An 11,831-nucleotide genomic window follows, 5' to 3' on the forward strand; every position below is an offset into this window, starting at 1 on the left:
CGATGCGACTGGATTGAGTTTGGCGGAGACAGGGGTGGCGGGCCAGGGTTTTGTTGGAGGTTCCTGATTGTTTCGTAGTGTGAAACAAATGGCCAGGCTTGAGGGGTTGGATGGCGGTCCCCGCAGGGCGCGGCGGTGGGGGACGTTCTCGCTCTGTCCACCTGGGGATTGCGTCGGGGTCGGCTCAGTTTGCGTCTCAGGACAGAGGAAGAGCGTCCCCAACGGGCCGCGGGCCGCGGCTGAGGGGAGCAGTACGGGTGGGGGACGTTCTCGCCCTGTCCACCTGCGGCTTCATCTGGAATGCCCGGTAGTTTGGGTCTTGGGACAGGGGAAGAACGTCCCCGCCGCATTGTTGTACGCTGTTTCATACTGTGAAACAAGCAGGTGATGGGCCATATTCCGTGCAGGCCGTGGTTCGGGCTTTCTCGCTGCTGAAGGCTTCGCGGTTTGAGGGGGAAGTGCTGCGGCTGCGGGACCTCTGCTCGCGGACTGGTTTGCACAAGACCACCGCTTTCCGGCTGCTGCAGACCTTGGAACAGGTGGGCGCCGTCGAGCGGGTGGGGGCGGAGCAGTACCGATCGCTGGTCGCGCTGCAGGGGAAGAGCCGGTACCGGATCGGGTTTGCCGGGAGGAGCGTCGAATCCGCGTTTTCGCGGGCCGTTGGGGCCAGTTTGCAGGCTGCGGCGGCCGAACGCGGGTTGGACCTGGTGCTTCTGGACAATCGCGGGAGTGCCACGGTGGCGCTGCGCAATGCGGAGCGGCTGGTGCGTGAGCAGGTGGATGTGGCGGTGGAATTCCAGGTCCACGAACGGGTGGCGGCCCGGATCTCGGCGAAGTTCCTGGAAGCGCGGATCCCGCTGATCGCCGTCGAGATTCCGCATCCCGGCGCAGTCTATTATGGCGGCAACAACTTCGAGGCAGGGCGGCTGTGCGGGTTCACGCTGGGGCAGCGGGCCAGGCAGGCGTGGCGCGGGGCTGCGGACCAGGTTCTACTGCTGGAAATGGCAGCCGGTGGTCCGCTGCCGCATTCGAGCATGACGGGGTTGCAGAAGGGCTTGCGCGAGGTGCTGCCTGAGTTTGCACAGGAGCGATTTGTGCATCTGGACGGGAAGGGGGAATTTGGGGCGAGCCTGGACGTGGTGCGGCGGCATTTGCGGCGCAACCGTTCGGGCCGGTGCCTGGTGGGGGCAATCAACGATGCCAGCGCCTTGGGGGCGTTGCGGGCGTTTGAAGAGTCGGGGCTGGGACGGGATTGTTATGTGGCCGGACAGAATGCGGAGCCGGAGGCTCGGGCGGAGCTGCGGCGGGCGGAGACCCGGCTGGTGGGGTCAGTTGGATTCTTCCCGGAGCGCTATGGGCCGGAGCTGGTGCGGATCGCCTTGGATCTCATCGAGAAGCGGCCGGTGCCGGGCGCCGTGTTTGTGAAGCATGCGATGATCACGGCTCAGAATGTGGATGCGTATTATCCGAATGACACGCTGCTGGCGCCCTCGAGTCCGGAGGACCTGGTCATGCGGTCGCTCTGAAGATGCCTTCATTTTGTGTTGATTTCTTTCCTTTGCTTATGTTAGTTGTTGAGTCCATGACCCGAGCTGGTGAGGAGTTGCCGCAGGCCGGAGCGACGCGTTGACGGTGCCGTCCGGCCTGCGGTGGCGCGTGGTGGCACTGCTGTTCGCCTCCACCGTGATCAATTATCTGGACCGGCAGACGTTGTCGGTGCTGGCTCCGCACCTGAAAACCGAGTTTCACTGGACGAACAGCGATTTTGCCCTCTTGATCATTGCGTTCCGGGTGGCGTACACCGTTGGGCAGGCGGGGTGCGGGCGCATTCTGGACCGGTTGGGGACGAGGCGCGGGCTGACGGTGGCGGTGGCCTGGTATTCGGCGATTGCGATGGCGACCGCGATGGTGACGGGGTTGAAGAGCTTCGCGGTGATGAGGTTCCTGCTGGGGTTGGGCGAATCAGCGAACTGGCCGGGTGCGACGAAGGCGGTGTCGGAGTGGTTCCCGCGGAAAGAGAAGGCGCTGGCGGTGGCGATCTTCGATAGCGGGTCGTCGATTGGGGCGGCGGTGGCTCCGGCGCTGGTGATTGGGCTGTATACGGCGTTCGGGGGGTGGCGGCCGGCGTTCCTGGTGACGGGGGTGCTGGGGTTCGGGTGGCTGTGGGTTTGGCGGAGGTACTACCAGCATCCGGAGGAGCATCCGGGGATTGGGGCGGAAGAGCTGGCGATGCTGCGGGCGGACAAGGCGTCGAGCCAGGATGGTGAGGCTGCGGAGCAGGCGGTGTCGTGGCTGGGCTTGCTGAAGTACCGGCAGACCTGGGGTGCGATCGCGAGCCGGGCGTTGACGGATCCGGTGTGGTACCTGATTACGGATTGGTTCGCGCTGTACCTGGTATGGCGAGGCTACCGGGTGGAAGAGAGCCTGATGGCGTTCTGGGTGCCCTTTCTGGCGGCGGACCTGGGGAACTACGCGGGCGGGGCGGCGTCGAGCTGGCTGGTGCATCGGGGCTGGCCGGTGGGGCGGGCTCGGAAGGCCGTGGTGATTCCCGGTGCGCTGGGCGTGCTGCTGCTGATTCCGGCGGCATTCGCGCCGAGCCTGATGGGGATTGCCCTTTTGTTCGGTGGGGCGACCTTCTCGTATGCGGCATTTTCGACGATGGCGAATACGTTTCCGGCGGACTGCTTCGTGGATGGGGCGGTGGCGTCGGTGAGCGGATTGGGCGGCGCGGCAGCGGGCGCGGGTACGATTCTGTCGACGTATGCGGTGGGGTCGATTGCGGACAAAGTGGGATTCCGGCCGGCGTTGATTGGGGCGAGTGTGATTCCGCTGGCGGCGATGGTGCTGGTGTTGGTGCTGGTGCGGAACACGCGGGCGAGCGGGCAGGGTGTGATCCGGAGGATCTAAGAAGTACAGATTGGGTGCATAATGGACGGGAAATGCAGAAGCTCACACGTGTTGCGGGCGTCGGACTCCTGGCCTTGTTCCTGGTTCTTGGAGTGTCCAACCGGCTGATGGGACAGGCGGCGAAGGAGAAGAGCGTGACGATCAAGATCAGCGGTCCCTTTCGCGCCAAGATCAGTCCCCTGCAGTTGGAGGACAAGACCGAGGGCACGATGCTGGGGCGGATGGCGATATTCAAAACCTATGAGGGTGACCTGGCGGCTACGGCTCGCGGCGAGATGCTGACGGCGGGGACGGCGGTGCAGGGGTCGGCTGGGTATGTCGCGGTGGAGCGGGTGACTGGAACGTTGAAAGGCAAGTCGGGGAGTTTCTCGCTGCAGCATAGCGGAGTGATGGACCGGGGCGCGGCGCAGTTGGTGATCACCGTGGTACCGGATTCGGGGACGGGCGAACTGGCCGGGCTGAAAGGCAAGATGGCAGTGCGGATCGAGCCGGATGGGAAGCATTTTTACGACTTCGAGTACACGTTGCCATAGTGGGCAGGTAGTGGAGGCGGGGCATGGCTCCCTCTTCTGAATCATCGCTGCTGGCTTTCTACCGGGGCACCGGGAGTGACGACGCGGGGCGCTGGTTGAAGGAGATGCGCCAGTGGCCGGATGAGCGGCTGGAGCATACACACGATTACATCCAATGGATGTTCCCGCTGAGGGAGCGGAGCCAGTACAACTGTGAGGCTCCGGTGCTGGACGAGCGGGTGATTGCGGCGTTTCTGAGCGATGCGGGGCTGCGGTCGGAAATGTTCGAGTCGTTGCAGCGGATGCTGGCCTTCTACGGGCTGGAATGGCACGAGGGTGCAGTGCGGCGGACTGAGCGGTTTGCGGAGAGGTCGCGCGAGTGGGTGACGGCGGGCAACCACAATCACCTGCGGATCACGCGGATGCTGAAAAGCCTGACGCTGCTGGGGTTGGGGAGCGAGGCGCGGGCGTTCTTCTACTGCCTGACCATGGTGTACGACGAGGAACGGGGAAAGGCGCGGCCGGGGATCAGCGCGGTCACGTTCCGGTTCTGGTCGGACGCCTTGCTCGGCTGAGCGCCGAGTTCCTTAACACTCCTTACGTTGGCGAGCCGCTGTGTAAAACTGTGGGCCGCCGGGCGAGACTTTGGCGCAGCGGGCGGCGCGCGGAGAGCGAGTCTGTAACCCCCGCGGAGCGGAAGCCCGTCCAAGGGGATGTCAGCGAGCGGTGTCTCCGGCTGTCCAGCACGGAGGAATCAAGAGGCGAAATGACCATAAGCAGAGTTGTTTGTATTGCGATGGCCGTGTCGGCCGCGGTGTGCGGCCAGGAGCGGGAAGGCGGCTCGCGGCCCGGTTTCGGCCAGGGCGGCTTTATGCGGATGAGCCCGATTCTGGCCGCGGTGGACGCAGACCACGACGGCACGATCTCGGCGGCGGAGCTGAAAGCAGCTCCGGCGGCGTTGAAGGCGCTGGACAAGAACGGCGACGGCCAATTGACGCAGGAAGAGCTGCGGCCGGCGTTTGCGCGCGGCGGACCGGGCGGCACGGAGGGGCGTGGCGGTCCTGGCGAGACGCAGGCTCCGAGTGCGGATGAGCTGGTGAAGACGCTGATGGCTTTCGACAAGGACGGCGATGGGAAGTTGTCGAAGGCGGAACTGCCGGAGCGGATGCAAGGCCTGTTCGAGCGTGCGGATGCGGACAAGGACGGGTATCTGACTGCGGAGGAGTTGAAGAAGACTGCGGCGGCTCCACGGGCGGAGCAGGCCGGGCGGCGCGGCGAGCGGGCAGTTGGCGAAGGCGGACGGCGCATGCAGCGCATGGATCCGGCGAGTAGCGCGCTGGATGCGGATCAGGATGGGACGATCTCCGCGCAGGAGATGAAGGGCGCCACGGGCGCGCTGGCGAAGCTCGATCGCAATGGCGACGGGCAGTTGACCGAGGACGAGGTTCGTCCGAACTTTGGCGGACGCGGCGGTCAGCGGCCTCCACGGGAACAGCAACAGTAGCCGGCCGGCGCAGAATTCGAAGAGTTGAACACCCATATGAAATCAATGTCAGTCTGGATTGCCGGAGTTGTCCTCACTCTTCCGGCCATGAGTGCGGCGAGCATGCCAGGGAGCCGCGAGCGCCTGCAGACGTTCCATCACGAGAACGTGCTGGGGACGTCGATGGAGTTGAAGGTTTCTGCGGCGACGCGCGCGGAGGCGGAAGCGGCGGAGTCGGCGGCGTTGAAAGAGATCGACCGGCTGGCGCGGATCCTGAGTTCGTATGATGCGCAGAGCGAGGTGAGCCGCTGGGCCCGGACGTCGGGCGAGGCGGTGCGGGTGTCGCCGGAACTGATGGAGGTGCTGGGGCTGTTCGATCAATGGCGGACTAAGACTGGCGGTGCGTTGGACGCGTCGGCTGAGGTGGTGAGCCGGGTTTGGAAGCAGGCGGCGGCGCAGGGGCGGGTTCCCGCCGGCACAGAGCTGGCAGCGGCGGTGGCTGAGGTCCGGCAGCAGCATTGGTCGTTGGACCAGGCGGCGGGTACGGCGACGCACACGAGCGGGGCGGCGCTGGCGCTGAATTCGTTCACGAAGAGCTACATCGTGAATCGGGCGGCGGAGGCGGCCCTGGCGAGTGAGGGCGTACGGGCAGTGGTCGTGAACATTGGCGGGGACCTGGTGGTGCGCGGGTCGTGGACGGAGGGTGTCGGTGTGGCGGATCCCTTGGCCGATGGGGAAAATGGCACGGCTTTGACGCGGCTGCGTGTAGCGGATAGGGCTGTCGCGACGAGTGGGAACTACCGGCGCGGGTTCGATATCGGCGGGCGGCATTACTCGCATATCGTGGATCCGCGGACAGGTGAGACGGCGGAGGATGTGGTGAGCGCCACGGTGGTCGCGCCGGATGCGGTGGATGCGGGCGCACTGGCTACCGCTTTTTGCGTGATGACGCCGGCGGAGAGCCTGGCCCTGGCTTCGACGATGGAAGATGTGGAGTTTCTGATTGTGGACCGGAGTGGGCGGCGGACGGCGAGCCCGGGCTGGAGCGGGTTGGAGGCACCCCGGGTGCAGGCGGCGGGGTTTGCGGCGAAGGGAGCCCAGGGCGCAGTTTCGGCGCCGGCGGCGGGCGGGATGGAGTTGCTGGTGCAGTTGGAGTTGGCGCGGATCGAAGATGCTCGGGCACGGCGGCCGTTTGTGGCGGTGTGGATTGAGGACAAGGATCATGTGCCGGTGCGGACGATTGCGCTGTGGTTCGACAAGGATCGCTGGCTGCCGGACCTGAAGTCGTGGTACCGGGGCGACCGCCTGCGGGCGATGGCGGAGGGGACTGAGATTACGGGCTCTGTGTCGAGTGCGACGCGGCCTCCGGGTAAGTACACGCTGCGCTGGGACGGGAAGGACGATAAAGGGAAGGCCGTGAAGCCGGGCAAGTACACGGTGTGCATCGAGGCTGCGCGCGAGCACGGTACGTACCAGATCATGCGGCAGGAGATGGATTTCAGCGGGGCTCCGAAGCAGGTGCAGTTGGCTGGGAATCCGGAGATTGCGGGTGCGTCGCTGGACTACCGGAAGGCGAGCCGCTGAGGTATGCACAGCGCGTTTGCGACACCCGTGGAGGAGCCGCCTGTGACCCGGCACCGCATGGCTCCGTGGAAGCGGCGGCTGGCGATGGTTTCGCGCTGGCTGCACATCTACCTGTCGATGGCGAGCTTCGGGATCCTGTTCTTCTTCGCTGTGACGGGGCTGACGCTGAACCACACGGAGTGGTTGAAGGGTCAGCAACGGACGGTGCAGTACAAGGGCAGCGTGGATGTGAAATGGGTGCGGGGCTCCGATGAGAAGAGCGTCGCGAAGCTGGAGATTGTCGAGCTGCTGAGGAAAGCCCATGGCGTGCGGACCGCGATGAGTGAGTTCCGTATCGACGAGTTTCAATGCACGGTTTCGTTCAAGGGACCGGGGTATACGGCGGATGCGATTGTAGACCGGGCTACGGGCAAGTATGAGTTCACTGAGACGCGCATGGGCGTCGTGGCGATTCTCAACGATCTGCACAAGGGGCGGGACAGCGGCAAAGTGTGGTCCGCGATCATTGATGTGTCGGCCGTGCTGATGACTTTGGTGGCGCTGACGGGCCTGGTGCTGATCTTCTACCTGCAGAAGCGGCGGATGTCCGGGTTGATTTCGCTGGCTGCCGGTGTAGCGTTGTGCTGCGTCATCTATAGGCTCTGGGTTCCTTAGTGGCGCTTTCAGCGGTCAGCTCTCAGCTTTCAGCTCGCGGATGTACCTTGGCGGTTTGATTAGTCGGATTGCAGGGCTGAGCGCGGGTCGCTCTGGGCGGCGGTCCAGGCCGGCTGCAAGGCGGCTGCTGCTGAGACTAGGAAGAGGAACGCGAAGACCGAGGCGAGGACTTGCGGGTCAGCGGCGGTCACGGTGTAGAGCAGGTCTTCGGCGGCCCGGCCGGCTGCGTAGGCTGCGGCCAGGCCAACCAGTTCGCCAAGCACTACGAACAGCAGCGCGCTGCCTGTGATTTCCATTAGAAGCCTGCGGCGGCCGGCTCCAAGCGCCACTTTCAGGGCGATCTCGCGGGTGCGCACGGCCAGGCTTTCGGTGATGACGCTGTAGACTCCGGCGGCGGCCAGGATGACCGCACAGGCGGCGAACCACAGCAGCAGGATCATGTTGAAGCGATGGCGGGCCGTATCCTTCTCGATGAGTTCGCCCAGGGTGGCGGTGCCGGCGATGGCTTGGCGGGGATCGAGCTGAGCGGTGGCCTGGCGGACCAGGGCTACCAGTTCGTGAGCGGGTCGTGTGCCTCGCACGACGAGGTAGTTGGTAGGCACGTCGGACTGCAGATAGTTCACGTAGAGGTCAACGCCGGTCTCGGTGACGCGGCGATAGCGGGCCTCGGCGGCGACTCCGATTACTTTCCACCAGACGTCGTCGGGGCGGCGGCCGAAGCGGAGACGGAGTCCGAGGGGATCGTGGCCGGATTTGCGGAGTTGGCGGGCCAGGGCGTTGCTGATGATGACGACGGGCTCGGCTTTTGCGAAGTCGGTGAGGCGGAAGTCGCGGCCTTCGAGCAGGGGGGTGCCAACGGTGGCGAGGTAGCCGGGGGTGACTACTTCGTAGTTGGCGGAGGGCAGCTCTTCGTTGCGGTGGCGGCCGGCCTCGAAGTCGAACTCATAGCGCAGGTCCCAACCGACATTGCCTTCGAACGGGCGCAGCAGGACGGCGGCGGCGTGGGTGACTCCGGGGGCGTTGCGCAGCTTCTCGATGAGCTGGGTGTAGAAGGTGTCGCGCGACTCGGGTGTCAGGCCGGAGCCGCGCAGGGCCAGGTTCATGGTGACGGTATCGCGGTTGGCGAAGCCGACGTCCGTGTTGAGCATGGCTCGATAGCTGACGACCAGCAGCACGCAGATGGAGAGCAGCAGGACCGTGGCCGCGGTCTGGGCCAGGACGAAGACGCGCTGCAGGCGTTTGCCGGTGCGGGAGCCGGCGGTGCGCTGGCCGCCTTCGCGGAGCAGGGCGTCGAGGTCAAGGCGGGTGATCAGCCAGGCGGGGGCGAAGGAGCAGACGAGGGCGGCCAGGGTAGCGGCGGCGAGGGCGAAAGCGAGTCCTCGGGGGTCGAGTGCGGCGTCGGTCAGTCGCGGGATATCGGCGGGAGCCCAGAGGACGAGCAGACGGATCAGCGCTGAGGCGAGTAATGTTCCTGATACAGCAGCAATGACGGCGGCGGTAAGGCCTTCCACGGCGAACTGGGCGAGGATGTGACGCGGTGCGGCTCCCAGAGATGTGCGGGTGGCGATCTCGCGACGGCGGGCGAGGGCTCGGGAGAGGAACAGGTTGCTGGCGCAGATGCAGGCGGCGATCAGCAGCAGCAGCGAGGCGCCGAGGGAGATCCAGAGGTGGATGCGCGCGGAACCCGTCCAGTATTGAGGCAGAGGGGTGACCACGGCCTTCTGGGAGTTGGAGTAGAACTGCGGGTAGTCGCGGGCCTGGCGTTGGAACAGAGCAGCGACCTGCGACTGGATGGCGGAGGCCGAGTAGCCGGGCCGGACGCGGGCGATGGCCTGGAGGTAAGTGGCTCCGCGGCGCTCCTTCATGGGCGTGACGCCGAGGGGCAGCCAGATGTCGACGCCGCGTGGGAAGTCGATGGCGGGCGCTGTCACACCGATGACGGTGACGCCCGTGCCGTTGAGACGGGCCTGGCGGCCGACGATGGCGGGGTCGGCTGAGAAGTGTTTGCGCCAGACGTGATCGGTGAGGATGACGACGGGGGCGGCGTTGACCTGCTCGTCGGCGTTGGTGAAGTCACGGCCGAGGGCGGGTTTGACACCGAGGACGCGGAAGAAGTCGTGGGAGACGGGGGTGCCTTCGAGCTGGATGGGGTCGCCGTGGCCGGTGTCGAGGACGCGGCCGTAACCGTAGAGCGTGGTTGGCATGAGGGCGACCGAGTCGAAGGCTTTGAGGGCCTGCAGATCGCCGAGCTCGGGGTAGGCGAGCTCGACGAGCGCGACTCCGGCGACCTGGTCCTGCTTCCAGATCACCTGGATGGCGTCCTGATCAGGGAAGGGCAGCGGCTTGAGAAGCACGGCCTGGACGAGCGAGAACATGGTGACGCTCATTCCAATGCCAAGAGAAAGAATGGCGATAGCGAACAGATAGGCGGAGCCGTTGCGGCGGAAGGTGCGCAGGGCGAAGGACGCGTGGCGCAGGGCGGTTTCGAAGGGTTGCAGAGGGGTGGATTCGTAGACGTCTTCGTGGATGAGCGTGGGGTTGCCGAGGCGGCGGCGGGCGAAAAGTTCGGCCTGTTCCGGGGTGTCGCCGGCGTCGAGACGCTCCTGTCTCAACTGGGCGAGGTGGCTGGCGAGTTCGTCGTCGAGGCCGCGGTCGTTGCGGAAGCGGTTGAAGAAGCGCGAGAGCATGGGGCTTAGGCTGGCCTCATGACGCGTGTGATGGCGTGGACCAGGGTCTGCCAGCGGGAATGTTCCAGGGCCACCTGTTTGCGGCCGGCGGGGGTGAGGCTGTAGTAACGGGCGCGGCGGTTGGTGGGGGACACCTCGTACTCCGCCTTGATGAGCTGTTTGGACTCGAGGCGGCGGAGGGCCGGGTAGAGCGAGCCGTGGTCCACCTGCAGCAGTTCGTCGGAGCGTTGCTCGATGAGCTTGGCGATTTCGTAGCCGTTAGCTTTGCCCGGCAGCAGGATCTGGAGAATCATCATGTTGAGGGTTCCCTGGAGGATGTCGACAGGTTTGGGCGGTGCGGCCATGGAGTCAGTTTATCATTCCACCGGTAGAGAAACTACTATTAAGATCCAGCGCGCGTTATTGACATTAATGAACTGAACCGTTTAGTATTCCACTGAGGTGCAAGGAGGCCTACGGCAGGTATGATCCGAGTGGAAAATCTCTGCAAGAAGTACGGCGACTTCACGGCGGTTGACAGCATTTCCTTCCAGGTGGGCCAGGGCGAGATTTTCGCCTTTCTGGGACCCAACGGGGCTGGGAAGACGACCACCATCAAGATGCTGACCACGTTGCTGACGCGGACGAGCGGTCAGTTACAAATCGACGGTCTGCATCCATCCGACAACGCGAATGAAGTGCGGAAGCGCTTTGGAATCGTCTTCCAGGACCCGAGCCTGGACGGCGATATGACGGCGTACGAGAACATGGAGCTGCACGGCGTGATGTATCACGTGCCGCGCAAGACGCGCATTGCCCGGACCGAGGAACTGCTGCGCACGTTCGAGTTGTGGGAGCGGCGAAACGATCAGGCGAAGATGTTCTCGGGCGGCATGAAGCGCCGGCTGGAGATTGCGCGTGCATTCCTGCACACGCCCAAGATCCTGTTCCTGGACGAGCCGACGCTGGGCCTGGATCCGCAGACCCGCAATCAGCTCTGGAGCCAGGTAAAGATGCTGAACAAGTCAGAGGGTGTGACCGTGTTCCTGACCACGCACTACATGGACGAAGCGGACCGTGTGGCGCAGAGGATCGCGATTATCGACCACGGGAAGATCGTGGCTGAGGGGACGCCGGAGAGTTTGAAGCAGCAGACGAACACCACCTCACTGGAAGACGCGTACCTGGCGTACACGGGTTCGTCGATCCGGGACGAGTCGGCCAATGTGTCTTCGGACCAGTTGAAGCAGGTAGCCCAGATGTGGAGCAAGAAACGATGAGCACGGTGTACATCCTGTGGTTGAGAGAGTTGCGGCGCTATGTGCGGTCGAGGGCGCAGATTGTGGCTTCGCTGGGGCAGCCGCTGCTGTACCTGGTTGCGCTGGGTTTCGGCATGGGGCCCATCTTCCAGAAGGCCGGCCAGGGCAGCTACCTGCAGTTTGTGGCGCCTGGTGTGATCGCGATGTCGGTGCTGTTCAGTTCGGTGTTTTCGGGGATCGGCCTGCTGTGGGACCGGCAGTTCGGCTTCCTGAAGGAGACGTTGGTGGCTCCGGTGCCGCGGATCCAGATCATGCTGGGCAAGACACTTGGTGCGGCGACGGTGGCCGTGATCCAGGGCCTGCTGGTGGTGGTGGTCTGTTTCCTGGCGGGCTTCCGGGTTGCGAACCCGGCGATGCTGCCGTTCGCACTGCTGTTCATGGTGCTGATCGCTTGTGTGTTCAGCGCGCTGGGGACGGCGATTGGATCCGTCCTGGAGAACATGCAGGGCTTCCAGCTGATCATGAATTTCCTGGTGATGCCGATCTTCTTCCTGTCTGGCGCGCTATATCCGCTGAGCAATCTGCCCTCCGTGATGACGGCGGTTACGAGGCTGGATCCGTTAACCTATGGAGTGGATGGACTGCGGACTTCGCTGATTGGGGTTTCCCATTTCAGCCTGGGCCTCGATGCGCTGGTGCTTGTCAGCGTGGCGACGGTTCTGATGTTCGTGAGCAGCTACTTATTCTCGAAGATTCAGGTCTGACC

Annotated in this window: 11 protein-coding genes; 9 read left to right on the forward strand and 2 right to left on the reverse strand. The window is 64.6% G+C overall.

Going from position 1 to position 11,831, the window contains the following annotated elements; genetic code table 11:
• Positions 1-401: 401 nt before the first annotated feature.
• From ACR9Y2_RS14005 to ACR9Y2_RS14035, 7 genes are all read left to right on the forward strand, one after another.
• Positions 402-1,526 (forward strand): substrate-binding domain-containing protein, encoded by a 1,125-nt coding sequence (locus ACR9Y2_RS14005; protein WP_435041955.1) that lies wholly within the window; start codon positions 402-404, stop codon positions 1,524-1,526.
• 106 nt (positions 1,527-1,632) lie between these two features.
• Positions 1,633-2,907 (forward strand): MFS transporter, encoded by a 1,275-nt coding sequence (locus tag ACR9Y2_RS14010; protein ID WP_435044865.1) that lies wholly within the window; start codon positions 1,633-1,635, stop codon positions 2,905-2,907.
• A gap of 32 nt (positions 2,908-2,939) precedes the next feature.
• The gene (locus ACR9Y2_RS14015) at positions 2,940-3,440 is read left to right on the forward strand and encodes a DUF3224 domain-containing protein (protein WP_435041956.1); all 501 of its coding nucleotides are present in this window, start codon (positions 2,940-2,942) and stop codon (positions 3,438-3,440) included.
• A 23-nt stretch (positions 3,441-3,463) separates the two neighbouring features.
• Positions 3,464-3,994, forward strand: coding sequence for an opioid growth factor receptor-related protein (locus ACR9Y2_RS14020; protein WP_435041958.1), 531 nt, complete (start codon positions 3,464-3,466; stop codon positions 3,992-3,994).
• 191 nt (positions 3,995-4,185) lie between these two features.
• Positions 4,186-4,923, forward strand: a complete 738-nt coding sequence (locus tag ACR9Y2_RS14025) for an EF-hand domain-containing protein (protein ID WP_435041959.1) — start codon at positions 4,186-4,188, stop codon at positions 4,921-4,923.
• Positions 4,924-4,968: 45 nt separating this feature from the next.
• The gene (locus ACR9Y2_RS14030; RefSeq protein ID WP_435041960.1) at positions 4,969-6,486 is read left to right on the forward strand and encodes a DUF2271 domain-containing protein; all 1,518 of its coding nucleotides are present in this window, start codon (positions 4,969-4,971) and stop codon (positions 6,484-6,486) included.
• Positions 6,487-6,489: 3 nt separating this feature from the next.
• Positions 6,490-7,140, forward strand: coding sequence for a PepSY-associated TM helix domain-containing protein (locus ACR9Y2_RS14035; protein WP_435041962.1), 651 nt, complete (start codon positions 6,490-6,492; stop codon positions 7,138-7,140).
• Positions 7,141-7,199: 59 nt separating this feature from the next.
• Here ACR9Y2_RS14035 and ACR9Y2_RS14040 read toward each other — a convergent pair whose 3' ends face one another.
• Positions 7,200-9,827: an ADOP family duplicated permease gene (locus ACR9Y2_RS14040; protein ID WP_435041963.1), complete on the reverse strand. Its 2,628-nt coding sequence runs from the start codon at positions 9,825-9,827 to the stop codon at positions 7,200-7,202.
• 5 nt (positions 9,828-9,832) lie between these two features.
• Positions 9,833-10,171, reverse strand: a complete 339-nt coding sequence (locus ACR9Y2_RS14045; RefSeq protein ID WP_194448852.1) for a PadR family transcriptional regulator — start codon at positions 10,169-10,171, stop codon at positions 9,833-9,835.
• 120 nt (positions 10,172-10,291) lie between these two features.
• Between ACR9Y2_RS14045 and ACR9Y2_RS14050 the strand changes: the two genes are divergently transcribed.
• Together ACR9Y2_RS14050 and ACR9Y2_RS14055 are read left to right on the forward strand one after the other, a co-directional pair.
• Positions 10,292-11,086, forward strand: a complete 795-nt coding sequence (locus ACR9Y2_RS14050) for an ABC transporter ATP-binding protein (RefSeq protein WP_435041964.1) — start codon at positions 10,292-10,294, stop codon at positions 11,084-11,086.
• Complete coding sequence (locus ACR9Y2_RS14055; RefSeq protein WP_435041965.1) at positions 11,083-11,829, forward strand: ABC transporter permease; 747 nt, start codon at positions 11,083-11,085, stop codon at positions 11,827-11,829. The genes ACR9Y2_RS14050 and ACR9Y2_RS14055 overlap by 4 nt, the downstream gene beginning before the upstream one ends.
• Positions 11,830-11,831 lie beyond the last annotated feature (2 nt).

The organism is Paludibaculum fermentans (genome assembly GCF_051172195.1).
GTDB classification, from domain to species: Bacteria; Acidobacteriota; Terriglobia; order Bryobacterales; family Bryobacteraceae; genus Paludibaculum; species Paludibaculum fermentans_A.

Bases quoted from the DNA above. Each gene is read 5' to 3' on its own strand.
- ACR9Y2_RS14015 (WP_435041956.1), top strand. From the start codon at position 2,940: ATGCAGAAGCTCACACGTGTTGCGGGCGTCGGACTCCTGGCCTTGTTC.
- ACR9Y2_RS14020 (WP_435041958.1), top strand. From the start codon at position 3,464: ATGGCTCCCTCTTCTGAATCATCGCTGCTGGCTTTCTACCGGGGCACC.
- ACR9Y2_RS14025 (WP_435041959.1), top strand. From the start codon at position 4,186: ATGACCATAAGCAGAGTTGTTTGTATTGCGATGGCCGTGTCGGCCGCG.
- ACR9Y2_RS14030 (WP_435041960.1), top strand. From the start codon at position 4,969: ATGTCAGTCTGGATTGCCGGAGTTGTCCTCACTCTTCCGGCCATGAGT.
- ACR9Y2_RS14035 (WP_435041962.1), top strand. From the start codon at position 6,490: ATGCACAGCGCGTTTGCGACACCCGTGGAGGAGCCGCCTGTGACCCGG.
- ACR9Y2_RS14040 (WP_435041963.1), bottom strand. From the start codon at position 9,827: ATGCTCTCGCGCTTCTTCAACCGCTTCCGCAACGACCGCGGCCTCGAC.
- ACR9Y2_RS14045 (WP_194448852.1), bottom strand. From the start codon at position 10,171: ATGGCCGCACCGCCCAAACCTGTCGACATCCTCCAGGGAACCCTCAAC.
- ACR9Y2_RS14050 (WP_435041964.1), top strand. From the start codon at position 10,292: ATGATCCGAGTGGAAAATCTCTGCAAGAAGTACGGCGACTTCACGGCG.
- ACR9Y2_RS14055 (WP_435041965.1), top strand. From the start codon at position 11,083: ATGAGCACGGTGTACATCCTGTGGTTGAGAGAGTTGCGGCGCTATGTG.